22 protein-coding genes, 1 pseudogene and 1 riboswitch are annotated in these 23,958 nt (G+C 53.6%); of the genes and pseudogenes, 12 read left to right on the top strand and 11 right to left on the bottom strand.

Going from position 1 to position 23,958, the window contains the following annotated elements:
* Positions 1 to 21: 21 nt before the first annotated feature.
* From rsmF to yebS, 3 genes are all read right to left on the bottom strand, one after another.
* A complete protein-coding gene (gene rsmF / locus V6944_RS00565) occupies positions 22 to 1,461 on the bottom strand; it encodes a 16S rRNA (cytosine(1407)-C(5))-methyltransferase RsmF (protein ID WP_333497494.1) in 1,440 nt (479 codons plus the stop codon).
* Between the two features lie 79 nt (positions 1,462 to 1,540).
* On the bottom strand, positions 1,541 to 4,174 hold the full coding sequence (locus V6944_RS00560; RefSeq protein ID WP_333497493.1) for a PqiB family protein: 2,634 nt from the start codon (positions 4,172 to 4,174) through the stop codon (positions 1,541 to 1,543).
* Positions 4,143 to 5,426, bottom strand: a complete 1,284-nt coding sequence (yebS, locus tag V6944_RS00555) for a membrane integrity lipid transport subunit YebS (protein WP_333497492.1) — start codon at positions 5,424 to 5,426, stop codon at positions 4,143 to 4,145. The genes V6944_RS00560 and yebS overlap by 32 nt, the downstream gene beginning before the upstream one ends.
* Positions 5,427 to 5,569: 143 nt before the next feature.
* Between yebS and V6944_RS00550 the strand changes: the two genes are divergently transcribed.
* From V6944_RS00550 to htpX, 4 genes are all read left to right on the top strand, one after another.
* Complete coding sequence (locus tag V6944_RS00550) at positions 5,570 to 6,067, top strand: GAF domain-containing protein (RefSeq protein WP_333497491.1); 498 nt, start codon at positions 5,570 to 5,572, stop codon at positions 6,065 to 6,067.
* Positions 6,068 to 6,164: 97 nt separating this feature from the next.
* Positions 6,165 to 6,857, top strand: coding sequence for an RNA chaperone ProQ (proQ, locus tag V6944_RS00545; RefSeq protein WP_185667646.1), 693 nt, complete (start codon positions 6,165 to 6,167; stop codon positions 6,855 to 6,857).
* Positions 6,858 to 6,876: 19 nt separating this feature from the next.
* Positions 6,877 to 8,925 carry a carboxy terminal-processing peptidase gene (gene prc, locus V6944_RS00540; protein WP_333497490.1) on the top strand — a complete coding sequence of 683 codons (2,049 nt, stop codon included), beginning with the start codon at positions 6,877 to 6,879 and terminating at the stop codon, positions 8,923 to 8,925.
* 195 nt (positions 8,926 to 9,120) lie between these two features.
* Positions 9,121 to 10,005, top strand: a complete 885-nt coding sequence (htpX, locus tag V6944_RS00535; protein WP_035891656.1) for a protease HtpX — start codon at positions 9,121 to 9,123, stop codon at positions 10,003 to 10,005.
* A gap of 75 nt (positions 10,006 to 10,080) precedes the next feature.
* Here the strand turns inward: htpX and V6944_RS00530 are convergent, their stop codons facing one another.
* Positions 10,081 to 10,557 (bottom strand): GNAT family N-acetyltransferase, encoded by a 477-nt coding sequence (locus tag V6944_RS00530; RefSeq protein ID WP_333497489.1) that lies wholly within the window; start codon positions 10,555 to 10,557, stop codon positions 10,081 to 10,083.
* A gap of 130 nt (positions 10,558 to 10,687) precedes the next feature.
* Here V6944_RS00530 and pdxR point away from each other — a divergent pair, with 130 nt between their 5' ends.
* Positions 10,688 to 12,157 carry a MocR-like pyridoxine biosynthesis transcription factor PdxR gene (pdxR, locus tag V6944_RS00525; RefSeq protein ID WP_333497488.1) on the top strand — a complete coding sequence of 490 codons (1,470 nt, stop codon included), beginning with the start codon at positions 10,688 to 10,690 and terminating at the stop codon, positions 12,155 to 12,157.
* 92 nt (positions 12,158 to 12,249) lie between these two features.
* Here the strand turns inward: pdxR and V6944_RS00520 are convergent, their stop codons facing one another.
* Positions 12,250 to 13,623: an MFS transporter gene (locus V6944_RS00520; RefSeq protein WP_333497487.1), complete on the bottom strand. Its 1,374-nt coding sequence runs from the start codon at positions 13,621 to 13,623 to the stop codon at positions 12,250 to 12,252.
* Positions 13,624 to 13,800: 177 nt separating this feature from the next.
* Between V6944_RS00520 and kdgR the strand changes: the two genes are divergently transcribed.
* A complete protein-coding gene (gene kdgR / locus V6944_RS00515; RefSeq protein ID WP_185667651.1) occupies positions 13,801 to 14,592 on the top strand; it encodes a DNA-binding transcriptional regulator KdgR in 792 nt (263 codons plus the stop codon).
* A gap of 43 nt (positions 14,593 to 14,635) precedes the next feature.
* Here the strand turns inward: kdgR and V6944_RS00510 are convergent, their stop codons facing one another.
* Positions 14,636 to 14,875, bottom strand: a complete 240-nt coding sequence (locus tag V6944_RS00510) for a YobH family protein (RefSeq protein ID WP_333497486.1) — start codon at positions 14,873 to 14,875, stop codon at positions 14,636 to 14,638.
* Positions 14,876 to 15,043: 168 nt separating this feature from the next.
* Between V6944_RS00510 and mgrB the strand changes: the two genes are divergently transcribed.
* The 5 genes and pseudogenes from mgrB to rlmA all read left to right on the top strand — a co-directional run bounded on the left by mgrB (position 15,044) and on the right by rlmA (position 17,657).
* Positions 15,044 to 15,187, top strand: a complete 144-nt coding sequence (mgrB, locus tag V6944_RS00505) for a PhoP/PhoQ regulator MgrB (RefSeq protein ID WP_035891646.1) — start codon at positions 15,044 to 15,046, stop codon at positions 15,185 to 15,187.
* 73 nt (positions 15,188 to 15,260) lie between these two features.
* Positions 15,261 to 15,560, top strand: coding sequence for a YebO family protein (locus V6944_RS00500; RefSeq protein ID WP_333497485.1), 300 nt, complete (start codon positions 15,261 to 15,263; stop codon positions 15,558 to 15,560).
* Positions 15,561 to 16,322: 762 nt separating this feature from the next.
* A pseudogene (locus tag V6944_RS00495) lies at positions 16,323 to 16,467 on the top strand (DUF2627 domain-containing protein).
* Positions 16,468 to 16,479: 12 nt separating this feature from the next.
* Positions 16,480 to 16,689, top strand: coding sequence for a transcription antiterminator/RNA stability regulator CspE (gene cspE / locus V6944_RS00490; protein WP_001062678.1), 210 nt, complete (start codon positions 16,480 to 16,482; stop codon positions 16,687 to 16,689).
* 170 nt (positions 16,690 to 16,859) lie between these two features.
* Positions 16,860 to 17,657 carry a 23S rRNA (guanine(745)-N(1))-methyltransferase gene (gene rlmA / locus V6944_RS00485; RefSeq protein ID WP_333497484.1) on the top strand — a complete coding sequence of 266 codons (798 nt, stop codon included), beginning with the start codon at positions 16,860 to 16,862 and terminating at the stop codon, positions 17,655 to 17,657.
* On the opposite strand, the gene mntP is transcribed toward rlmA, so the two are convergent.
* The 5 genes from mntP to manX form a co-directional block, all read right to left on the bottom strand.
* On the bottom strand, positions 17,654 to 18,223 hold the full coding sequence (gene mntP, locus V6944_RS00480; RefSeq protein WP_185667656.1) for a manganese efflux pump MntP: 570 nt from the start codon (positions 18,221 to 18,223) through the stop codon (positions 17,654 to 17,656). The two genes, rlmA and mntP, sit on opposite strands and share 4 nt — an antisense overlap.
* Before the next feature lie 3 nt (positions 18,224 to 18,226).
* A riboswitch (yybP-ykoY riboswitch) is annotated at positions 18,227 to 18,402 on the bottom strand.
* 198 nt (positions 18,403 to 18,600) lie between these two features.
* On the bottom strand, positions 18,601 to 19,059 hold the full coding sequence (locus V6944_RS00475; RefSeq protein ID WP_333494729.1) for a DUF986 family protein: 459 nt from the start codon (positions 19,057 to 19,059) through the stop codon (positions 18,601 to 18,603).
* Positions 19,060 to 19,113: 54 nt separating this feature from the next.
* Positions 19,114 to 19,968: a PTS mannose transporter subunit IID gene (locus tag V6944_RS00470; protein ID WP_333494730.1), complete on the bottom strand. Its 855-nt coding sequence runs from the start codon at positions 19,966 to 19,968 to the stop codon at positions 19,114 to 19,116.
* 12 nt (positions 19,969 to 19,980) lie between these two features.
* Positions 19,981 to 20,781, bottom strand: a complete 801-nt coding sequence (locus V6944_RS00465; protein WP_035891636.1) for a PTS mannose/fructose/sorbose transporter subunit IIC — start codon at positions 20,779 to 20,781, stop codon at positions 19,981 to 19,983.
* Positions 20,782 to 20,843: 62 nt separating this feature from the next.
* A complete protein-coding gene (gene manX / locus V6944_RS00460; protein WP_035891635.1) occupies positions 20,844 to 21,812 on the bottom strand; it encodes a PTS mannose transporter subunit IIAB in 969 nt (322 codons plus the stop codon).
* Positions 21,813 to 22,271: 459 nt separating this feature from the next.
* On the opposite strand from manX, the gene yoaE reads away from it, so the two are divergent.
* Entirely contained in the window at positions 22,272 to 23,825 is a 1,554-nt protein-coding gene (gene yoaE, locus V6944_RS00455; protein ID WP_333497483.1) for a CNNM family cation transport protein YoaE, read from the top strand.
* Positions 23,826 to 23,958 lie beyond the last annotated feature (133 nt).

Raw genomic sequence — 23,958 nt, 5'->3', positions numbered from 1 at the left:
AAAATGCGCTTTTTTTGTGCGCTACTCCGACCTGTTAATAAAAAGTTTCCCATCGCGCACCAGTTCTCGTGGATAGCTGTTTTTCAGACGAGAGCCAATACGCTTTGCCTGCCCGAGCGGAAAGCCCTGGAAGGTGACAATCACGTCGTCCTGCGTCGGTGCATTTCCCGGGTAGACGTCGCGTCCGCGATACCACTCCTGCGCTTCCTCAGCGGTTAATTCATGCCCCAGTTTCTCGGTGTTTGCCAGCGCGATAACCGCTTCATGCTGCCAGCGGAAACCTTTATTGTGGGTTTCGGCAAGCTTAATGCCGATGCGAGAGAAACGCACTTTACCCAGCAACGGCTCGATTTCCGCCGGGAACAGCCAGATCTCTTTGTCGCGCTGCCAAAGCGTTAGCGACGCACCCCACTCGATACCCACGCGCTTAGCCGCATCGACTACCGCCGCTGACTCACGGGTTTTCATCGGCGCAAACGGGAATTTACCGACCTTGTAGCCAGGTGCAGGCAGCGGGTCGATCGCCGCCGTTTTATGCAGACGAGCGACGAAGAAACCCTCGCAGTCGTAAATTTGTGGGAAGACGTGCAGATAGCCTTCCGGGGTCAGCGCCTGCTCGGCGGTTGGGAAAAGGTCGCCTAACGGCAGCACTTCCACCGCTTCCGGGTAACGCTCAAGCAGCCAGTTGACCACCGATTCGTTTTCGTCGCGGTTAAGCGTGCAGGTGGAGTAGACCAGCGTGCCGCCAGGGCGCAGGGCATGGAACGCGCTGTCGATAAGCTCGCGCTGGGTACTGGCAATCTCCTGGTTGCTGGCAAGCGACCAGTTTTTTAGCGCGTCCGGGTCCTTACGCACCACGCCTTCGCCGGAGCAAGGCGCATCCAGCAGAATAGCGTCGAAGCACTCCGGAAGCGCCGCGCCAAATACGCGGCCGTCAAAGTGGGTCAGGGCGGTATTCGCGATTCCGCAGCGGCTGATGTTAGCGTGCAGCACCTTGACGCGGCTGGCGGAAAACTCGTTCGCCAGCAGCATGCCATGGTTTTCCATTCGGGCGGCGATCTGCGTGGTTTTCGAGCCAGGCGCGGCGGCGACATCCATTACGCGCGTGGGTACTGCGCCATCGGCAAACAGCGCGGCGACGGGCAGCATGGAGCTGGCTTCCTGGATATAAAACAGACCGCTTAAATGCTCGGCGGCGCTGCCCAGTGGGATCTCGTCGGCATTTTCACGTTCAATCCAGAAACCTTCGGCACACCAGGGAACCGGGGTTAGCTGCCAGCCGTACGGCGCAACCAGCGCCAGAAAATCATCCACGGTAATTTTGAGCGTATTGACGCGAATGCTGCGACGCAGCGGGCGCTGGCAGGCATCAATAAATGCATCAAAAGAGAGATTTTTCGGCATGGCCTCACGCATCTGCGCAAGGAATTCATCGGGGAAATAGACTGAGTTTTGAGCCACTGGCGAATACCACAAGGAGATAAAGAGCGCGCAGTTTATCATAAAAATGCGCCGGTGATGGGCACCGGCGCAGAGGGTTTTAACGCGGCAGGGCGGTGCCCCATTCGCGCCACTCTTTCGGTTCAGACTCCAGCAGCAGGAAGTGTTTCCCTTCCTGCGCTTTCGGCGCTAGCGGGATGCCCGGCGGGGTCGCAAAGGCGATGCCGCCGCGAATGAACTGGTTGAAGGTGCCGGTTTTCACCACGCCGCCCACCAGGCCAAAATCAAGGCTATAGCCAGAGGCCAGCCAGAACACCGAGTTGTTGCGCACCAGATGCTGGTAGCGCTGGCCGATGCGCATCTCAATCATCACGCGGTCGGAAAGGCTGCCCAGACGCAAACCGGTGACGGTGCCCACCTCAAGCCCACGGAACAATATTGGCGTCCCGATGCTTAGCGAACCGGCTTCCGGTGCTTCCACCACGATGTTCAGGCCGTTGAGGTAGCGGGAGTCGGAGATCGTCGCTTCCTGGAGCTCAAAATCACGGCGCATTTCACCGTGGCCCGGCTCGACGTTAACGTAAGGCTGCAGCAGAGTATCCAGATGCTCCACGCCCGCCGCCGAGATTTGCGGGGTGATCACCGAGAAGCGGGTGCCGCGTCGAGCGAAGGTCGAAACGTATTCAGGATAGAGTACCGCGCTGGCCTGTACTTCGTTGCGCGACGCGTTTAGCTCCAGGTTCTGCACCTGACCGATATCAATACCGAGGTAGCGAATTGGCATACCGGTCGAGAGCTTGTCGGCATCAAAGGCGTGCAGAGTAATTTGCCCACCAATGGCGCGCGCGGCGGTCTCCGATGCGTAAAGCAGGCGTTTATCGCCTTTACGGCTGCCTGCGCCGGCGGCATCGAGATTGTCAAAGCTGATCGCCCCTTTTAACGCACGGGAGAGCGGGGAGGCCTGCACCGTCAGGCCGCTGCCGTTGAGCTGCACCTTCGCGCCGCCTTCAGCCCAGAAGACGCTGTTTGGGGTCAGCAGCGAACGGTATTCCGGTTTAATGTGCACCGCAATATCGAACGCGTTGGCGCGAGGCTGCACCGAGGTGACCTCACCGACTTCAAATTTACGATACAGTACGATAGAGCCGGTCTGAATATCCGGCAGCGTCTCCGCCGTCAGCATCAGGGTGGTGGTTGGGTAGTCGCTGAGGTTGTTCTCCTGCGCTTTTTCGAGGTTAGAGAACAGCGGGTAGATCGACTTCATTGGCCCTTTTTCACCCGGCAGGATACGAATCCCGCCGCTGAGCCATTCGTTGGCGCTGGCACCTAAGAACTCAACGCCGTCGATGCCTACTTTGACATCCATCTTGCTGTTGACCACAAACTTGCTGTCGCCATGGATCAGGTCGCGATACTGCGGGTCAATGGCGATAGCAAAGCTAATGCCTTTCGCCGTCAACGCGCGTTCCATGACCTGGCCGATTTTTACCCCATGCAGCATGATAGGCTGCCCGGCATCGATACCGTAGCTTTCTGGCGCGGTCAGCGTCAGCGTCATGACGCCCGGCTGTTGCAGCAGCGTTTTATCCGCCGCCAGCACGGTAAAGCGATCTTTCGGTTCGCCGTCGCCCGGTACCAGCTCAAAGGTGCTGCCGGTAAGCAACGAGCTCAGGTTGGTGTTATCCAGCGACAGCTTTGGCTGATGCAGTTCAATGCGCGTTTTTTCCCGCAGCAGTGAGACCACGCTTGGGTCAACGGTCATTTCACCGGTAACGGAGTTGTCCGGGTTGAGCGTCAGTTTGGTCAACTGACCCACTTCCAGCCCCTGATAAAGCATTGGCGTCGAACCGGCCTTCAGACCATCGCCGTTTGGCAGTTGAAGCTGCACCAGCACGCCGCGCTGGCTGTGAGCAAGATCCTCATAGAGGCCGTATTCATCGTTCTGTGCAGCGGCCTGCGAATCGGGCGGGGAGTCGAAGGCGATCGCGCCGTTGACCAGCGCTGCGAGGCTCTCGAGCTGCACCTTCGCGCCGCTGAGTCCTACATCCGCCTTAATGCCTGAGACGTTCCAGAAGCGGCTACCTTTTTTCACCAGATTGGTGAAGCGACGCTCGATCAGCACATCAATAGTGACGCCCTGATTGTTCGGGTTAATGGCGTAGTCATAGACGCGGCCGACCGGAATTTTGCGGAAGTAGACCAGTGACCCGCTGTTGAGCGAACCTAAATCCGGGGCGTGCAGATGGATCATCAGCTCGCCGTTGTTGAGGCGATATTTCGGCTGCGTATCCAGCGCGGTAAAGTGATCGCGCGCTTCGCCTTTGCCAGGCATCATGCCGATATAGTTGCCGCCAACCAGGGCATCGAGCCCGGATACCCCGGCAAGAGACGCCTTCGGGGTGACCAGCCAGAACTGGGTTTCGTCGCGCAGCGCATCTTCCATATCGGATTTAATGCTGGCGCGCACTTCAATTTTGCTGCGGTCCTGGGCAAGACGAATATCCTGAACCGTGCCGACCTCGACGCCCTGGAAGCGTACTGGGGTTCGGCCCGGCACAATACCGTCCGCCGACATGAAGTCGATGGTGATGGTGGTACCGCGATCCTCATAGCTGTTCCAGATAAGCCAACCGGCAATCATCAGCGCGATGACCGGCAGCAGCCAGAACGGAGAGATACGGCGTTTGGTTTTAATTCGCGCCTCAGTCTGTGAAGCGGGCGTTTCCTGACTCATGTGCGTCCCAAAGTATGCGGCTGTCCAGCCATTCAACAGCAAGAATAGTTAATATTACCGCAGCGCCGAAATAAAACGCAGCGGGGCCCATCGTGAAGGCGAGAAGCTGATCACGATTGATGAGCGACATGGTTAACGAAATCACAAACAGATCGAGCATTGACCAGCGGCCAATCCAGGTGACAAAGCGCAGCAGCAGTATGCGCGTACGCAGCCCCTGTTCGCATTTAAAGTGAATGCTGGTCAGTAGCGTCAGCATCACGATAATTTTGGTAAACGGCACCAGAATACTGGCGATAAACACCACCGCCGCCACCGCCACGTTGCTGTTGGCAAGCGACATGATCCCGGAAAGGATGGTGTCCGTCTGCCGACCGCCGTTAACATAGATAACGGAGATTGGCAGCAGGTTAGCGGGAATGAGAAAGACGATCGAACTGACCAGCGCCGCCCAGCTTTTTTGCAGGCTCTGCCGCCGACGGTAGCGCAGCGGCGTATGGCAGCGTCGGCAGCGCCCGCGCGCATCGGCAAAACCGGTGTAGTGGCACTCAAGGCAGACTCGCAGGCTGCCGTCCGGACGCGTAGCGGGGCGTTGAGGATAAAAGCGTTCCCACAGCTGTTCAACGTTCAGATGAATCAGGGTCAGGATGCTGAGTACCACCAGAGAGATAAATGCCAGCAGGCCGATTCCCGGCTGCAGGAAGGCGTAATCCTGCACCTTGATCGAGGCAACGGCGATCCCAACCAGGTAGATATCCAGCATCACCCACTCTTTCAGCTTATCGAGCATCAGCAGGACAGGGCGGAGGTTCATGCCCAGAATATTGCCGAGCCACAGATAGGCAATAGAGACGACCAGCACCGAAGGCGCGCCGACGGTGCAGAAAAAGACCATCGCGGCGGTGATGGGGTCACCCTGATCGGTCATCTGCCAGATCCCGGACAGCAGGTTGGCATCGATGCGTACACCCAGCAGATGCAGGCGCAGCAGCGGCTCGCTCCACGCGAAGGGCATCAGCAGCAGCATGGTGATGGCCATCGCGCCGAGGCGGGTCAATGACCAATCACGCCCGTCGCGCACTTTGGCGTTACAGCGTGGGCAATAGGCACTTTGCGATGATTTTACGACCGGTAACCGAAAAAGCATATCGCACTGGGGGCAACGTTGGTAATGTGCCCACGGCAACGGTGCATCAATCTTGTGAATATGTATTTTTTTCGACGGCGTTATGCGTGATGTTTTCAGTGCCATTTATTACATTGAGAAATGAATGTATAACTCTATCTTAACCTAAGTATCGATTCATCTTGAGCCCGAACGCACTTAATGCGTATTTTATAAGGCTGTAAGCTGAACAACGCATCAGTAACACCGTAAACTATAGTGATTAGATAATGAGCAAAACAGAATTTTACGCGGATCTTAACCGCGATTTTCAGGCATTGATGGCAGGCGAAACCAGTTTCTTGGCCGTAATCTCCAATACCAGCGCGCTGCTGTACGAGCGTCTTTCTGATGTGAACTGGGCAGGATTTTATCTGCTGGAAGGCAATACGCTGGTCCTCGGGCCGTTCCAGGGCAAAATTGCCTGCGTACGCATTCCGGTAGGTCGGGGTGTTTGCGGTACAGCGGTGGCGGAAAATCGCGTTCAGCGCATTGAAGATGTCCATGCTTTTGATGGTCATATTGCCTGTGATGCTGCCAGCAACGCCGAAATCGTATTGCCTCTTGAGGTGAACGGTCAGGTCATTGGCGTACTGGATATCGACAGCACCGTCTTCTCCCGCTTTAGCGAAGAAGATGAAAAAGGCTTGCGTGAACTGGTCGTCCACCTTCAAAAAGTGCTCGAAGCGACCGATTATCAAAAATTCTTTGCACCCGTCGAAGGATAATCAACGGATAACGTAGCATTTACGAAATGCGTCATTATAATGTCGCCTGTTCATGCCTGCGGCTTGTTGGCTACGTCCGTTGTAATCAGGAAATTTCATGGAAAATCAACCTAAGTTGAACAGCAGTAAAGAAGTTATCGCATTTTTGGCCGAACGTTTCCCGCAGTGCTTTAGTGCGGAAGGCGAGGCTCGCCCCCTGAAAGTCGGTATTTTTCAGGATCTCGTTGCGCGCGTTGAAGGGGAAATGAACCTCAGCAAAACGCAACTGCGCTCCGCATTACGTCTTTATACTTCCAGCTGGCGCTACCTCTACGGTATCAAAGCAGGTGCCGTGCGCGTCGATCTCGACGGCAACCCTTGCGGCGAACTGGATGAGCAGCACGTGGCGCATGCGCGTCAGCAGCTCGAAGAAGCGAAAGCTCGCGTTCAGGCACAGCGTGCTGAACAGCAGGCGAAGAAACGCGAAGCGGCGGCTGCTGCGGGCGAACAAGGTGATGCGCCACGTCGTGAGCGTAAACCACGTCCTCCAGTACGTCGCAAAGAAGGCGCAGAGCGTAAACCACGTCCTGCGGCAGCAAAACCGGCGGCTAAACCTGTTCGTGAAGTCCGCGAAGAGAAGTTTACCCCCGTATCCGATCTGTCTGCGCTGACGGTCGGTCAATCCCTGAAAGTTAAAGCGGGCAATAACGCCATGGATGCCACAATCCTGGAAATCACCAAAGATGGCGTTCGTGTGCAGCTTACTTCTGGTATGTCAATGATTGTACGCGCAGAACACCTGGTGTTCTGAAACGGAGGCCTGGCCAGGCATGAACAAATTCTTTAGGCTCTCCGCGCTTGCTGGTCTGTTAGTGATAACAGGCCAGGTCTTAGCGGTGGAAGATATTACCCGTGTTGATCAGCTTCCGGTTCTGAAGGAAGAGACGCAACACGCAACGGTGAGCGAGCGCGTGACATCGCGCTTTACCCGTTCCCACTACCGCCAGTTCGATCTTGACGAGGCCTTTTCGGCCAAAATCTTCACCCGCTATCTGAACCTGCTGGACTATAGCCACAACGTGCTGCTGGCCAGCGACGTTGAGCAATTCTCCGCGAAGAAAGGTCAGATTGGCGATGAGCTGCGTTCTGGCAAGCTTGATGTCTTCTATGACCTCTACAATCTGGCGCAAAAACGTCGCTTTGAGCGCTATGAGTATGCGCTGAAGGTGCTCGAGCGTCCGATGAACTTCTCCGGTACCGACACCTTTAACCTCGATCGCAGCAAAGCGCCGTGGCCGAAGGACGAAGCCGAACTGAATGCGCTTTGGGACGGCAAGGTCAAATTTGACCAACTGAGTCTGAAGCTGGCGGGCAAAGACGACAAAGAGATCCACGACACGCTGTCGCGTCGCTACAAGTTTGCGATTCGTCGCCTGGCGCAGACCAACAGTGAAGACGTGTTCTCGTTGGCGATGACCTCATTCGCCCGTGAAATCGACCCGCACACCAACTACCTCTCTCCGCGTAACACCGAGCAGTTTAATACCGAAATGAGTCTGTCTCTGGAAGGTATTGGCGCGGTGCTGCAGATGGATGACGACTACACCGTCATTAACTCTATGGTGGCCGGCGGCCCGGCGGCGAAGAGCAAGGCCATTAGCGTTGGCGATCGTATCGTCGGCGTGGGTCAGGCCGGTAAAGGCATGGTAGATGTGATTGGCTGGCGTCTTGATGACGTCGTAGCGTTGATCAAAGGGCCGAAAGGCAGCAAAGTCCGTCTGGAAGTGCTTCCGGCAGGCAAAGGTTCTAAAACCCGTATCGTGACCTTGACCCGCGAGCGTATTCGTCTTGAAGACCGCGCGGTGAAAATGTCGGTTAAAGGTACCGGTAAAGATAAAGTCGGCGTGCTGGATATCCCAGGCTTCTACGTTGGCCTCACTGAAGATGTGAAGGTTCAGTTGCAGAAGTTGGAAAAACAGAACGTCAGCAGCGTGATTATCGATCTGCGCAGCAACGGCGGTGGTGCGCTGACTGAGGCTGTTTCGCTCTCCGGTCTGTTCATTCCGTCTGGCCCAGTGGTACAGGTGCGTGATAACAACGGTAAGGTTCGCGAAGATAGCGATACCGATGGCGTCGTCTATTACAAAGGCCCGCTGGTGGTGCTGGTAGACCGCTTTAGCGCCTCGGCCTCAGAAATCTTTGCTGCTGCCATGCAGGACTACGGTCGTGCGCTGATCGTCGGTGAACCGACCTTCGGCAAAGGCACCGTCCAGCAGTACCGTTCGCTGAACCGTATTTACGATCAGATGCTGCGTCCTGAATGGCCAGCGCTGGGATCGGTCCAGTACACCATTCAGAAGTTCTACCGTATCAACGGCGGCAGTACCCAGCGTAAAGGGGTAACGCCGGACATCATGATGCCAACCGGCACGGAAGAGACCGAAACCGGTGAGAAGTTTGAAGACAACGCACTGCCGTGGGACAGCATTAATGCTGCCACCTATGTGAAGTCTGGCGACATGAAAACGTTCGAGCCGGAACTGCTGAAACTGCATAGCGATCGCATTGCGAAAGATCCAGAATTCCAGTACATCGCCAAAGATATTGCTCACTTCAATGCACTGAAGGATAAGCGCAGTATCGTTTCTCTGAACTACGCTCAGCGTGAGAAAGAGAACGAAGAGGACGATGCAACGCGTCTGGCGCGGATTAACGATCGCTACAAGCGTGAAGGTAAGCCGCCGCTGAAGAAACTGGAAGATCTGCCAAAGGACTATAAAGAGCCGGATCCATACCTTGACGAGACGGTGGACATCGCCATCGATCTGGCAAGGCTTGAGAAGGCCGCACCGGTAGACCAGCCGGCAGAAACCAAGTAATCCCCCAACAGGCACAAGTCATTGTGCCTGTTTTTTTTATCTCTCGTATCTTCTCGTAAATCACGATGCTACAAAATGTAAAGTTGTGTCTTTCTCGTGACTTAGCCTAACGTAATCGTTGAAAATTCGCGTATTGCCCCTACGATATGGGTAATCGCATAGTGCGTTTTGTTAAAAAGAGGTTAAAAGTAAATTATGATGCGAATCGCGCTCTTCCTGATGACCAACCTGGCGGTAATGGTTGTGTTTGGGCTGGTGCTAAGCCTGACAGGAATTCAATCGAGCAGCATGACCGGTCTGCTGATTATGGCGCTGCTATTTGGTTTCGGCGGTTCCATTGTGTCATTGATGATGTCGAAATGGATGGCCCTGAAATCAGTCGGTGGTGAAGTGATTGAGCAGCCGCGTACCGAACAGGAACGTTGGCTGGTGGACACCGTTGCGCGTCAGGCGCAGCAGGTGGGTATTGCTATGCCGCAGGTTGCGCTGTACCACGCGCCGGACATGAACGCCTTTGCTACCGGTGCACGTCGTGATGCGTCGCTGGTAGCCGTGAGCACCGGTCTGTTGCAGAACATGAGCCGTGACGAAGCGGAAGCCGTTATCGCCCATGAAATCAGCCACATCGCAAATGGCGACATGGTCACCATGACCCTGATCCAGGGCATCGTGAATACCTTCGTTATCTTTATCTCGCGCGTTATCGCGCAGATTGCCGCCGGTTTCCTCGGTGGTAACCGTGACGATGGCGAAGAGAGCAGCAACGGTAACCCGCTGATTTACTTCGCGGTAGCCACGGTGCTGGAGTTGGTGTTTGGTATTCTGGCGAGCATTATTACCATGTGGTTCTCGCGCTACCGTGAATTCCACGCTGATGCGGGCTCTGCGAAGCTGGTCGGCCGTGAGAAGATGATTGCTGCGCTGCAGCGTCTGAAAACCAGCTATGAGCCGCAGGAAGCCAGCAGCATGATGGCGTTCTGCATCAACGGCAAATCGAAGTCGTTGAGCGAAATGTTCATGACCCACCCACCGCTGGATAAGCGTATTGAAGCGCTGCGCAGCGGCGAATATATGAAGTAACGGATTTACGTCAATAGCACTAAACGGCATCCTTGAATGCATCAGGGATGCCGTGACAGTACGCCGCAAGCGGTGTTAATTCACCGACATCTGATACTCAATCATGCCGCTTTTATTCGCCACCCAATCATAAAGACGTTGCCCACGGACGTTGGTTTCATGGGTGTGCCAGTACAGGCGGGAGGCGTGTTGTACACTCGCCTGTTGCTGTACGTATTCAATCAGTTGCCTGCCAATCTGTTGACCACGAACCTCCGGGGTAACGAATAAATCCTCAAGATAGCAATAATCTGCTGTGGCCCATGTGGAGCGGTGGAACAAGTAATGAACAAGGCCCACAATGTTGCCGTCACATTCGGCAATGGCGCAAACCATCGGCTCGTCAGAATCTAAAAAACGACGCCATGTCTGCTGCGTTACCGCGTCAGGAATGTCGACGCGATAAAACGTTTGATACTGTTTCCACAACGGCAGCCACTGCGCATAATCGCTCTCCGTTGCGGGTCTGATGATGATCTTTGCCAAATGACTACCTGCCTTTTTATCGTTCATGACTCTTCCTTATTGTTCAAAAAATAGCCTTATCTGCATGCGGTAGTGCTATGTTAGAAGACGTTATGGTTCCTATGAAGTTCCACTTTATGTATCTTTATAGGATCCACTTCCGTTGCGGTGCATTGAGATGAAAAAGCCGGTTTCCCCCCTGTTCCAGGACCTACTACTACCTGGCGGCATTATTAAAGATCAGGTCTACGAGGTGCTCCGCCATGCCATTCTGGAAGGGCGTTTGGCTGCAGGTTCGAAAATACCGTCAAGCCGGGCGCTAGCGGAAATGATGGCGATTTCACGCAACTCTGTTATTGCTGGCTTTGAACGTTTGCTGGATGAGGGCTATCTGGTCGCACGCAAAGGCGCAGGAACGTTTGTGACCGAAAGCATTCCGGACAAAACCATTGATGGACATTATCCGGTGCCGGAATCTACACCGCCTGTATCGGCAGTCGGTTCGCTCAATCCTGATATTGCGGCGCTGCGACCCTTGTGGTCTGAAGGGCAGAAAAGCGATGGGATGAGCCGCTTATTTGCCGTTGGCGTAGGTTGTACCGATCTTTTCCCCCATGATTTATGGGGGCGACTGCTGGGGCGGGTCTGGCGACAGTCCCGGCGGGAGCTTGGTTTGCATACGCACGCCTGTGGCTATCAACCGCTGCGCCGCGCGATTAATCATTACATCCAAGCCACTCGCGGCGTTAACTGCGATGAAAGTCAGATAATTATTGTCAATGGTATCCAACAGGCGCTGAATGTCACCGCACGAGCGCTGCTGCCTAAAGGTAGCGAAGTGTGGGTAGACGATCCCGGTTATGATGGTGCCCGAGGCGCCTTTACCTCGACTGGGGCAATCGTCAGGCCGGTCAGCGTTGACGACCAGGGGATGGATATTCACGACGGGATACAGCATTTTCCCGATGCAAAACTGGTCTATACCGCCCCGTCGCACCAGTTTCCATTGAGTGGGACGCTCAGCCTTTCGCGACGGTTAGCGCTGCTGGAATGGGCCGAATCCCGACAGGCATGGATCTTTGAGGATGACTACAACAGCGAGTTTCGCTATGCCGCACGCTCATTGCAGGCGTTGCAGGGGCTGGATAAATATCATCGGGTTATCTATTCCGGAACGTTTTCCAAAATGATGTATCCGGAATTTCGGTTGGGGTTTTTGGTCGTGCCGCCGGAATTACGCGAGCAGTTCATGATGACCAAATATTTCTCCGATCTCTGTACCGGGTATCTGGAGCAGGCCGTTCTGGCGCGTTTTATTGCAGAAGGCTATTACGCGAGTCACGTTCGCCGTGTGCGTAAAGCGTGCTACGAACGTAAGAACGCATTAGCGGCAGCAATAGCCGCTTATTTGCCGGGGAAAATGGTGGTACATCCGTCCGACTCTGGGATCCATATGGTGTGCTGGCTACTCAACGGCCTCACGGGGAAGGAGGTGGAAATGAAAGCCAGCCAATTGGGGATGGGGATTCAATCCTTTGAACGCTATTGCCAGCGTCCGATGTCGCGTGAAGGTATTTTGCTTGGTTTTGCCAACCATTCCCCGGAGGTCTTGCAAGAGGGCATTCGCCGATTGTCCAGCGTGATATAAACGCGCTTAAAGTTAGGGGACACTTGTGTCAAACCGCCCGAGCAAGATACGACGCTTAACATCGGGCGGTTGCGATATGACAATACCGGTTTTTAGCTCTGGGCGCGTGGCTGGGTGACGCGTAGCCCGCTGAACAGTGTGGCGACGACCGCCAGCGTACCGGCCAGCAACAGCGACACGTGGGTACCGCCGTTGCCGAAGGCGTTAAACATCAGCGCGACCAGCGCTGCACCGGTACTTTGCCCCAGCAGGCGCGCCGTGCCGAGCATTCCGCTGGCTCCGCCGCTGCGATTACGCGGTGCAGAGGCAATAATGGTGTGATTGTTCGGTGACTGGAACAGCCCGAAGCCTGCGCCACACAGCAGCATACGCCAGATAATATCGATATCGCTCGGTGACGATGGCAGTAGCGCCAATCCAAACAGGCCGCAGGCCATAATCGCCATGCCCAGTGCACCCAGCAGGCCCGCGTGAACGCGCTCGATAAGATAGCCTGCCAATGGAGCCATCACCATGGTCGCCAGCGGCCACGGCGTCAACAGTAAACCGGTCTCCACTTCGGTACGGCCAACGACCGACTGCAGGAAGAAGGGCAGCGATACCATTGCCAGCATCTGTGCACAGAAAGAGCAGATAGAGGTACAGATAGAGAGTGAGAACAGCGGAATGCGCAGCAAGTCGACAGGCAGCAGCGGCACCGGCAGCCGTAGCTGGCGACGCACGAAGAAGAAGCCAATCACCAGCAGCGCAACGATTTCCAGCAGTACCACTTCAGTGGACTGTCCTTGCGCAAAGCTGCTAAGCGCGGTGATTAGCAGGCCGAAGGTCAGGGCATTCATCACCGCGCTTGGCAGGTCGAAACGCTGTGACTGGCTGCGGGTGCCGTTTGACGGCAGGAAGCGTACGGCCAGCAGCCAGGCAATAATCCCCAGCGGCACGTTAATAAAGAAGAGCCACTGCCATGAAGCCAGTGACAAAATGGCCGCAGCGATGGTTGGCCCCGCTGCCGACGACACGGCCACCACGAAGGAGTTTATCCCCATCCCGCGCCCTAGCTGACGCTGCGGGTAGATCAGACGGATCAGCGCCGTGTTGACGCTCATCAGCGCTGCGCCCCCAAACCCCTGCAGAATGCGCGCCAGCGTGAGCATCTCGAGCGAGTTCGAGAAGGCGCAGAACAGTGAGGCGAGGGTGAAGACGACAAGACCGGCTTTATAAATGCGGTGGTAGCCAATCATATCGCCGAGGAAGGAGAGGGAGAGCAGGGAGATAACAATGGCAATCTGGTAGGCATTGACTATCCAGATGGAGGCTGCCGGGGAGGCGTTCAGGTCGGTAGCGATGGTTGGCAGCGCAACGTTGGCAATCGCGCCATCAAGAACGGCCATCGTAATACCGATAACAATAGTCAAAATGGCGCCGTAGCGTTGGGGCGTCGGCAGGCCGTCGATCAGGTTTCGAGTCATGTTAGAAACTTGTTTTTGTGTGAATTATTAACCAAAGAATGATTCTAGCATTGATTATTCGACCTAATGTCGCAGATTTGTAACCAGGTCACAGAAGTTTCATTGCTACAGACGCTTTGCGAAATTATAATAAAAACCGGTTCTAATTTTTATAAAACAGTTGCGATGAGGTGATAAATGTCAGCAACGGATTTGGACAAACAACCAGATTCTGTCTCTTCGGTACTCAAGGTATTTGGTATCCTGCAGGCACTTGGCGAAGAACGCGAAATTGGTATTACTGAACTGTCGCAACGCGTCATGATGTCGAAAAGCACCGTTTATCGCTTTTTGCAAACCATGAAGTCATTGGGATACGTTGCCCAGGAAGGGGAATCCGAAAAGTATTCACTCACGCTGAAGCTGTTTGAGCTGGGTGCTCGTGCCCTGCAGAACGTTGATTTAATCCGCAGTGCGGATATCCAGATGCGTGAACTCTCTCGCCTGACGAAAGAGACCATTCACCTGGGTGCGCTGGATGAAGACAGCATTGTCTATATCCACAAAATTGACTCAATGTACAACCTGCGTATGTACTCCCGCGTGGGTCGTCGTAACCCACTGTACAGCACCGCGATCGGTAAAGTTCTGCTGGCCTGGCGCGATCCGGCCGAAGTTCGTCAGATCCTCGAAGGCGTTGAGTATAAGTGCAGCACCGAGCGCACGATTGCCAACACCGATGAGCTGATTACCGTTCTTGAGCAGGTCCGCAAACAGGGCTGGGGCGAAGATAACGAAGAACAGGAAGAAGGGCTGCGCTGTATCGGCGTACCGGTATTTGACCGCTTTGGCGTGGTTATCGCCGGTTTGAGTATCTCCTTCCCGACGCTGCGCTTCTCTGAAGAACGTCTGCATGAGTATGTTGAGATGCTGCATACCGCTGCGCGTAAGATTTCAGAGCAGATGGGTTATAACGACTACCCGTTCTGAGTGACAAAAAAACCTGGTATTAAACCAGGTTTTTTATCCATTTTTAGCCGTTATCTACCACGCTTGTGCTCTTACGAAACAGCGGGCAGCTGGAGCGACCGACGACACCGTTGTCGCTGTGTAGGTAAAATGCGGTGCTATAACCTTGTGCTGTCAGATACTTACATTGTAACCCAAGGCCACCCGCCGTTTTCTGGCTCCCGGCCAGTACGCCGTACCCGCTCAGAAGCACCCCGATCGCGACGATAACCAGAAAAACGATAGTTCTGATAAACAGGCGCATAAAAATTCCTCTTCTATTATATCTTTCATGATTGCTACGTTACTGCAATAACGGATTGACACAAGTCTATGATTCCTAAAAGCGTGAGATGCCGTTACAGTTAGCCGCGGTTTAAGGTTAGCATGCTAACCTGGTTGCATCTGAATAAGAATTCATGCGGAGAGTTGAGTGAAAAAGTTTCGGTGGGTATTACTGATACTCGTGATTGCCGCCTGCCTGCTGCTCTGGACCCAGATGATCAACGTGATGTGCGATCAGGACGTTCAGTTTTTCAGCGGCATATGCAGCATTAACCGGTTTATACCCTGGTAAAACATTTTTGCCGGCAGCGATTTCCTTCCGTAATGTGAGTGGTAGAATGGATCGTTCTTTTTGAGGTGGTAAAATGAGTGATCTTGTAAGTTCTGGGGCATTAAATCTGGTATCTCTGGCATTTTCCTTCCTGCTGCTGTTGGTCGGTCTGGTGTTGTGGTTCTTTGTGAATCGCGCCAGTTCCCGCGCTAATGAGCAAATCGAACTCCTTGAATCGCTACTCGACCTGCAAAAGCGCCAGAATGCGCTGCTGCGTCGTTTATGCGAGGCTAATGAGCCAGACGTGAAGGAAGAAGAAGCGCCAAAAGCAAAAGCAGAAGACGTTGAAGAAGAAGGCAAAGAAGATTTTATCCGTCTGGTGGCGGAGCGATAACCTCTTTGTATGCTAACGCCGGGCAGCCTGTTCTGGGCTGCCGGACATCCCACGTTGCACTATCCTGGTGCGCCTATTCTCTAAACGCTTAACCCGTACACGTTACGCGATGTGATATTCACTTTGCGCAACTGACGTGCTGCGCGGCGATATTCGCGTTCACGTATCGGTATAATCTATAACGTTATGTTATTGTTATCAGTGAATCATTCCTAAATTCTATTTATCGCACCTTAATATTATTGTTCGTATTAACACTGTACAAATTGGCGAATTGATCACCCATTTGGCGGAGCTTAATCCAGAGAGTAATAGCGAAACGTTTTTATTGCGTTGTAATGAAGCAATGTCACGAAAGTTTCATTATTTTGGTGCAATATAGCCCGCGATGTTAATCGCCGGAGACTTGCTGGATAACCGTACTCATGTGAAGCACTTATAACCAGCTAGCCGAACGGCATGCGAAAATGTTATAGCGAAAATAGTCTAACGATATAAAAATTTTTGAGGCGATAAGGATATTCTGGACGCTGGAAAAATGTTGGGCTATGTTAAAAATGTCTTACGTTACCGTAAGCTAGGTCACATTTTAGATCTGCTAACATCCATTCAGCGAGACGTTTCGTTGGGGAGAAATTCGCCCCATGACAAAGGATTTGTTGGGATTTGTGCGGCCGATCGAGACACCTTTAAAAATGGCTTGCCATTATTATCGTTGTATGTGATAACACGTTTTGGGTTAAACGAGGTACAGTTCTGTTTATGTATGGCATTATCAGTAAAGAAGTTCTGAGTAAACACGTTGACGTTGAATACCGCTTCTCTGCCGAACCTTATATTAGTGCCTCATGCAGTCATGTCTCAGTTTTATCTATGAAAACGCCTGCGGGCGCAGAAAACACTCTAAGGAATTTTGCAAATGGCAAAGATTAAAGGTCAAGTTAAGTGGTTCAACGAGTCTAAAGGTTTTGGCTTCATTACTCCTGCTGACGGCAGCAAAGATGTATTCGTACATTTCTCTGCAATCCAGGGTAACGGCTTCAAAACTCTGGCTGAAGGCCAGAACGTTGAGTTCGAAATTCAGGACGGCCAGAAAGGCCCAGCGGCTGTTAACGTAACCGCTATCTGATTCGACAATCACTGATCTTGCGGCGCGTCAGCGTAACATTATCAGACATAAAGCCTCGCTTCTGCGGGGCTTTATCATTTCTACCTCCACTGTCTTAACCGCCGCTTCGCCTTTCTCCCTCGCTCGAATAGCGGTACACTTTCGCCCTTTGAAATAGAGCCGGAGTTGCTATGTCCTACAGTTGTCCGCTTTGCCATGCGCCATTAACGCGCAGCGGCAATAGTTATCTTTGCCCACAGCGTCACCAGTTCGATCGGGCGAAAGAGGGCTACGTCAATCTCCTGCCGGTACAGCACAAACGCTCTCGAGACCCGGGCGACAGCGCAGAGATGATGCAGGCGCGCCGCGCCTTTCTCGATGCTGGGCACTATCAACCGCTGCGCGACGCCGTGAGTGCGAAGCTACGCGCTATTAAGCCAGAACAGCTGTTGGATATTGGCTGTGGGGAAGGGTACTACACCCACGCCTTTGCCGCTGAGGCGCAGGCTACCTGGGGGCTGGATGTGTCGAAAACCGCTATTCGCTATGGTGCGAAGCGCTATCCGCAGGTGGATTTTTGCGTCGCCTCCAGCCAGCGTCTGCCGTTTGCTGACACCAGCATGGACGCTATCGTTAGGATCTATGCGCCGTGTAATCCGCAAGAGCTGAAGCGCGTAGTGAAACCGGGCGGTTGGGTCATTACCGTCACGCCGGGGCCGCGCCATCTTGTTGAGCTGAAAGGGCTTATCTATAGCGAAGTGCAGCTGCATGCGCCGCATTCCGAAGTACTGGACGGGTTTAGCCTGGAGAGCCATGATGCGTTGGCCTATCCGATGCAGTTGACCGGTGAGGAAGCGGTGACGTTATTGCAGATGACGCCGTTTGCGTGGCGGGCGAAGCCAGAAGTGTGGGAGGCGTTAGCACAGCAGGCGCAGTTTGCTTGCCAGACGGATTTCGCGATTCACGCCTGGCAAAGAGACGCCGATTAACCCATGTAGTGAGCGTAGAGGATTTGTGCGCCGATAGCGATAAGCACGATCCCGCCCAGAATTTCAGCCCGTTTGCCGAGCAGCGGGCCGATAAAGCGACCGACCATCATGCCAAGAGTGGACATCACAAAAGTGGCGCAGCCGATGGCAAATGCGGTGGCGAGAATATTGACCTGCAGGAAGGCCAGACCTACGCCCACGGCCATCGCATCCAGGCTGGTGGCAATCGCGGTGGTGACCAGCAGCCAGAAACCGTGACGACGCGGCGTTTCCGCTTCTTCATCATCATCTGTGCCGCGGATCCCTTCCAGCACCATACGCCCGCCGAGGAACACCAGCAGGACGAAGGCTACCCAGTGGCTCCATTCCATGACGAACTGACTCGCCAGCATGCCAAGCCCCCAGCCGATGAGCGGGGTAAGCATCTCAATGACGCCAAAAATCAGGCCAGTACGTAGGGCTTCGGAGAATTTCGGTTTGTGCAGCGTCGCGCCTTTACCAATCGATGCTGCGAAGGCATCCATTGACATACCAAGGGCGAGAAGGATAGTGGCGGTTAAGTTCATGCGAAGGTCCAGACCGGGAAGTTTCCATATGACACATTCCTGCCCCCAGTAATCAGCAGTAATGCGTCTATGGTCTCGCTTGATTACGATGTAATCCGTACGCACCACGTTTTTCAACGAGTATGTTGACACGTACACTTCCATTTGATGGAAATTAGCTACTCCCCAACGACGGGCGCAACCTTAACATATTTTTAGAATATAAAACAACTCTAAGGCTTGCTTATTTAATCGTTTAATGATAACGATTTTCATTTAGGTTTATTGCGTAATCAGAAGGTTAACAAATATGAAGGATATGTGCGGAATAAACATAGCCAACGCTATAACTTAACTGCCTGGAAATAGCGCAGATATAGCGATGGCTATATTTTAAATCATTGAGAATTAACGAGAAGTTTGTAGATCTTCTCCAGGTCATCAATATTCTTTACGCGGACAAGAAGACGACGCTGTTCTAATTGCATCACCAGTACACCATCTTCCGATAAATTCATTTTTTGAATTCGGCTGTATTTAATCCAGGCATTTGCGAAGAAGAAACCTTCCGATTTAAAGATAATTTTCGGGCTGCGGATCCAGAACAGATAAAAACCAGTCAACGCCAGTGCACATAATAACCATGTGGTAATTAATGCGCCGTGGCTGGTCACATTGTTGTACACCAGGATAACGATCAGCACGACAAAGATAACGCTATCGACGCGGCCGGGGCGCAAAAGCGGGACGGACAGCAGGGTGGTGCCATGACGGCGGGGCATGATGAACTGGTCGTAGATGGCAAATGCCAGCATTGCCACGATAAAGAGAACCAGTACCAAATCCGTTAATGTCATTCAGCCTCCAGATAAAAAAAACCGGGGGCAGGGGCCCCCGGCATACTACTAATATTACAGACCCAGCAGGCCGACAGCGTAACCTGCGATACCAATGACGAAGAAGCCAATGATGATCCACAGGGCGTTAACTTTCTTACGCAGCAGCCACATACAGGCGAAGGTCAGCAGCAGCGGTACCAGGCCCGGCATCAGCTGGTCGAGGATAGTCTGCACGGTGGTCACACGAGTCTGGCCATCCTGACCGGTGATGGTCGAAACCACCAACGGGATGTTCACGTGCGTCCACTTGTTAACCAATGCCCCCATGACAAACAGGCCGAGGATAGACGCCCCCTCAGTCAGTTTCTGCAGGAAGCCGCCGCCCATATCCTTAACGATATCGATCCCTTTCTGGTAGCCGTAAGCGACGCCGTAGTAACGGGTCAGCAGACGTACTGCATTGAAGAGGATGAAGAACAGCAGTGGCCCAAGCAGGCTGCCGCTCATCGCGATACCCGCACCCAGTGCCGCGAATACCGGACGTACAGTACCCCAGAAGATTGGGTCGCCCACGCCTGCCAGCGGCCCCATCAGACCGACTTTGATACCGTTGATGGCACCATCGTCGATCTCAGCGCCGTTTGCACGCTGCTCTTCCATCGCCAGCGTTACGCCGAGTACCGGTGCCGCTACGTATGGGTGGGTGTTAAAGAATTCCAGGTGACGCTTGATAGCTTGTTTACGCGCATCGTTGTTCTCCGGGTACAGGCGACGAATCGCTGGAACCATAGAGAAGCAGAAGCCCAGCGCCTGCATACGTTCGAAGTTCCATGAACCCTGGAACAGGTTAGAACGAATGAACACGCCACGAATATCACCCGGTGTGAGTTTTTTCTCGGTGGTGGTAGTTTTAGTCATATCAACCATTTCGCTCACCTGTTAGTCCAGTTCGTTATCAAGATCGTTATTACCAGCTGCCTGAACTGGCGCACCGGCTACGCGGTTATATTTCGGGCTCAGCTGAATGTAGAGGATGGCCATGACTGCACCAATCACACCCAGAGCAACCAGGTTGAAGTTAGTAAACGCCGCGGTAACGAAGCCGAGATAGAAGAACGGCATCAGGTAGCCTGCGCGCATCATGTTGATGACCATCGCATAACCTACTACCACAATCATACCACCGGCGATGTTCAGACCGCTGGTGACTACTTCTGGCAGGGCGTTCAACAGACCCTGAACTTCGCTGGTGCCTACGGATACCGCAACGATAACCGCTGGGATAGCGATACGCATTGCCTGCAGGAACAGGGAAGAGACGTGCAGCCACGAGATGGCCGTCAGGTTGCCGTTTTCAGCCGCTTTATCCGCCGCGTGCTGGAAAGCAACGGTGATAGTACGAACGATGATGGTCAGAACCTGGCCTGCTGCTGCCAGTGGAATCGCCAGAGCGATACCTGCACCAATGCTTTGGTGACCGGCAATAACCAGAACGGTAGAAATAATTGAGGCCAGTGCGGCATCCGGTGCTACTGCTGCACCGATGTTCATCCAGCCCAGCGCGATCATTTCAAGGGTACCACCGATGATAATACCGGTTTTCATGTCCCCGAGAACGGCACCGATCAGCGTACAGGCCACCAATGGACGGTGGAACTGAAATTCATCAAGTACCGACTCCATACCCGCGATACATGCGACGATGAACACCAGCACAATCTGAAGAGTGGTAATCTCCATTGTACTTCTCCTATTGCTTATACAGACTTAAGTGTGAAGGCTAAAAAACGTTGCCCAAGCGGTTATTTATCCGCTTTGGCAATCAGATCCATCATTTTCAGTTTCTGATCGGTGGAGACCTTACGGGCTTCCAGCTCAATACCGCGTGCGTTCAGTTTCTTGAAGGCTTCGATATCTTTTTCATCAACGGAAATCGCGTTGTTGACCTGGGTTTTGCCCTGACGGAATGCCATGCCACCAATGTTTACGCTGGTCAGTTTCACGCCGCCTTCGACGATACGTTCAACGTCGGTTGGGTTAGTGAACAGCAGCATCACACGATCGCCCGCATATTTCGGGTTGTTGTAAACGCGGATCATTTTGGCGACATCGACAACGTGTGCCGTTACGCCTGGAGGAGCAACCTGAGTCAGCAGGGTTTTACGCACGGTATCGGCAGCAACTTCATCGCTGACCACAATGATGCGGGTGACGTTGGTCTCTTTGGTCCAACGGGTCGCAACCTGACCGTGAATCAGACGGTCATCGATACGCGCCAGACCGATAGTCATGTAGTCGTTCGGGCCCATTGGTTTTGCCGGAGCGGCAGCTTTCGGTGCAGCAGGTGCAGCAACCGGAGCCGCTTTTTCGACGGGTTTGGCTTTCAGCGCTTTCACGCCTTCGCTACCGGTTTCCACCGCCAGCGCCACCAGTTCATCAAAGCTTGGGTTATCGTCACGCGCCATGAAGGTTTCGACCAGCATCGGTACGTTGACGCCCGCGATCACTTCATAGTTTTCTTTATCGACAACAATACGGCTTGCAGCGTTGAATGGGCTGCCGCCCCAGGTGTCAACAAGGAACAACACGCCTTTACTGGTATCAAGCTTCGCCAGCTGCGCGTTGTATTTTTCGATTAACGTGTCTGCATTCTCGCCAGGCACGAAGTCGATCCAGCCAACATTGTCCTGCTCGCCCAACAGCATTTCTGCCGTTTTCAGCAGTTGTTCTGCTGCCCAACCATGTGTGCCTATTACAATAGCAATCGTCACTTGCTACCTCCTTTATTATCGTGTGTATCAGTAGGGCTGATACATTCTCTTGAGTCGAAACGGTAACCGAATCGATTCAGACAAGGGTTAGAGACAAAAAAATAAATAACTACCGAGAATTATTTTAGACAGTGAAAGAATAATTAATGTGATGAAGATCCGTAATTTAGTTAAAGGACCGCAATTATTTTGTGGTGCAAAAAATTACCTTACATTTTGCAAAGACTCGTAAATCTCTGCCAAAATGTCATTTGTTTTTGCTATGTTAATGCTTCGTTTAATCACACAGGAGTATAGGGCATCAGCCCGTAGTATGGATCGTCACCGACGCCTTTTCGCACACGTTCGCTTTTGCGACGCATCTCCCGGCCTTTTGCGCCACGCTTTTCTATCGTCTGGTATCGTCTCGCTTAAACATGACATAGCGATGACTCGTCTCGTCTCTCGTTGGAGTGGTTTATGGAATTGTTAATGGACCCGTCAATCTGGGCCGGATTATTGACGCTGGTCGTTCTGGAAATCGTTCTCGGTATTGATAACCTGGTGTTTATCGCCATCCTTGCCGATAAACTACCACCAAAACAACGAGATAAAGCACGACTTATCGGCCTGTCGCTGGCGCTGGTGATGCGTCTGGGACTGCTTTCCGTGATCTCATGGATGGTGACGCTGACCGCGCCGCTATTCAGCGTGTGGGGGCAAACCTTCTCCGGACGAGACATGATTATGCTGGTCGGGGGTCTATTCCTGCTGTTTAAAGCGACGACCGAGCTGCACGAACGGCTGGAAAACCGCCAGCACGATTCCGGGCACGGTAAAGGTTATTCCAGCTTCTGGGTGGTGGTGGCACAAATTGTTGTGCTGGATGCCGTCTTCTCGCTGGATGCAGTGATCACGGCGGTCGGGATGGTGAACCATCTGCCGGTCATGATGGCAGCGGTAGTGATTGCGATGGGTGTGATGCTGCTGGCTTCAAAGCCGCTGACGAACTTCGTCAACCAGCACCCAACGGTGGTGGTACTGTGTCTGAGCTTCCTGCTGATGATCGGCCTGAGCCTGGTCGCAGAAGGCTTTGGTTTCCATATTCCGAAAGGTTATCTGTACGCGGCGATTGGCTTCTCGATAATCATCGAATTGTTCAACCAGATTGCCCGTCGTAACTTTATTCGCCACCAGTCGACGCTGCCGCTGCGTGCGCGCACGGCGGATGCCATTCTGCGTCTGATGGGTAACCGCAAGCAGGTGAACGCGGCGCACGACGAAGGCCATCAGTCGGCAATGCCGGTGCCGGAAGGGGCGTTCGTGGAAGAAGAACGCTATATGATCAACGGTGTTCTGACACTGGCCTCGCGTTCCCTGCGCAGCATTATGACCCCGCGTGGGGAGATCAGCTGGGTGGACGCGGATCTGAGTACGGAAGAGATCCGTCAGCAGTTGCTGTCGTCGCCGCACAGCCTGTTCCCAGTGTGTCGGGGCGAGCTGGATGAAATCGTTGGTATCGTGCGTGCTAAAGAGCTGCTGGTGGCGCTGGAAGCCGGTGAAGACGTGCTGGCCATTGCCTCGGCCAACCCGGCGATTATCGTGCCGGATACGCTCGACCCCATCAACCTGCTGGGCGTGCTGCGCCGGGCGCGCGGTAGCTTCGTTATCGTGACCAACGAGTTTGGTGTGGTGCAGGGGCTGGTGACGCCGCTGGACGTGCTGGAAGCGATTGCCGGTGAGTTCCCGGATGCCGATGAAACCCCGGAAATTGTCGCCGATGGCGACGGTTGGTTAGTGAAAGGGACGACGGACCTGCATGCGTTCCAGCATACGCTGGGGCTGGATAACCTGGTGGATGACGATATCGCCACGGTAGCTGGCCTGGTGATTGCCGTTAATGGGCGGATCCCGCATGTCGGTGACGTGATTGAGCTGCCGTCGCTGCACATCACGATTACCGCGGCCAATAACTATCGCGTCGATCAGATTCGCGTCGTGAAGCTGGCTTCAGCGCACGACGAAGACGAATAAGATAACTGACTAACCCTGGCGGCGCTCCGCTTGGCCGGGCTACAGTGATGGTTGATCCCGTAGCCCGGACGAGGCGCGCAAGCGCCGACTCCGGGGAACTCCCGGGGTCACTTCTTGCGACCGGACTACAATA

This window comes from Kluyvera sp. CHPC 1.2972 (assembly GCF_036759925.1).
In the GTDB taxonomy this organism is placed as follows: Bacteria; Pseudomonadota; Gammaproteobacteria; order Enterobacterales; family Enterobacteriaceae; genus Kluyvera.
The sequence above is the reverse complement of the archived record's forward strand: the minus strand, read 5'-3'. Positions and strand labels throughout refer to the sequence as shown.

Bases quoted from the DNA above. Each gene is read 5' to 3' on its own strand.
- V6944_RS00520 (WP_333497487.1), bottom strand. From the start codon at position 13,623: ATGACTCGAAACCTGATCGACGGCCTGCCGACGCCCCAACGCTACGGC.
- V6944_RS00475 (WP_333494729.1), bottom strand. From the start codon at position 19,059: ATGACATTAACGGATTTGGTACTGGTTCTCTTTATCGTGGCAATGCTG.
- V6944_RS00465 (WP_035891636.1), bottom strand. From the start codon at position 20,781: ATGGAGATTACCACTCTTCAGATTGTGCTGGTGTTCATCGTCGCATGT.
- proQ (WP_185667646.1), top strand. From the start codon at position 6,165: ATGGAAAATCAACCTAAGTTGAACAGCAGTAAAGAAGTTATCGCATTT.
- V6944_RS00510 (WP_333497486.1), bottom strand. From the start codon at position 14,875: ATGCGCCTGTTTATCAGAACTATCGTTTTTCTGGTTATCGTCGCGATC.
- kdgR (WP_185667651.1), top strand. From the start codon at position 13,801: ATGTCAGCAACGGATTTGGACAAACAACCAGATTCTGTCTCTTCGGTA.
- V6944_RS00560 (WP_333497493.1), bottom strand. From the start codon at position 4,174: ATGAGTCAGGAAACGCCCGCTTCACAGACTGAGGCGCGAATTAAAACC.
- pdxR (WP_333497488.1), top strand. From the start codon at position 10,688: ATGAAAAAGCCGGTTTCCCCCCTGTTCCAGGACCTACTACTACCTGGC.
- mntP (WP_185667656.1), bottom strand. From the start codon at position 18,223: ATGAACTTAACCGCCACTATCCTTCTCGCCCTTGGTATGTCAATGGAT.
- yebS (WP_333497492.1), bottom strand. From the start codon at position 5,426: ATGGCACTGAAAACATCACGCATAACGCCGTCGAAAAAAATACATATT.
- prc (WP_333497490.1), top strand. From the start codon at position 6,877: ATGAACAAATTCTTTAGGCTCTCCGCGCTTGCTGGTCTGTTAGTGATA.
- V6944_RS00470 (WP_333494730.1), bottom strand. From the start codon at position 19,968: ATGGTTGATATGACTAAAACTACCACCACCGAGAAAAAACTCACACCG.
- V6944_RS00500 (WP_333497485.1), top strand. From the start codon at position 15,261: ATGAGTGATCTTGTAAGTTCTGGGGCATTAAATCTGGTATCTCTGGCA.
- yoaE (WP_333497483.1), top strand. From the start codon at position 22,272: ATGGAATTGTTAATGGACCCGTCAATCTGGGCCGGATTATTGACGCTG.
- rlmA (WP_333497484.1), top strand. From the start codon at position 16,860: ATGTCCTACAGTTGTCCGCTTTGCCATGCGCCATTAACGCGCAGCGGC.
- cspE (WP_001062678.1), top strand. From the start codon at position 16,480: ATGGCAAAGATTAAAGGTCAAGTTAAGTGGTTCAACGAGTCTAAAGGT.
- V6944_RS00530 (WP_333497489.1), bottom strand. From the start codon at position 10,557: ATGAACGATAAAAAGGCAGGTAGTCATTTGGCAAAGATCATCATCAGA.
- htpX (WP_035891656.1), top strand. From the start codon at position 9,121: ATGATGCGAATCGCGCTCTTCCTGATGACCAACCTGGCGGTAATGGTT.
- V6944_RS00550 (WP_333497491.1), top strand. From the start codon at position 5,570: ATGAGCAAAACAGAATTTTACGCGGATCTTAACCGCGATTTTCAGGCA.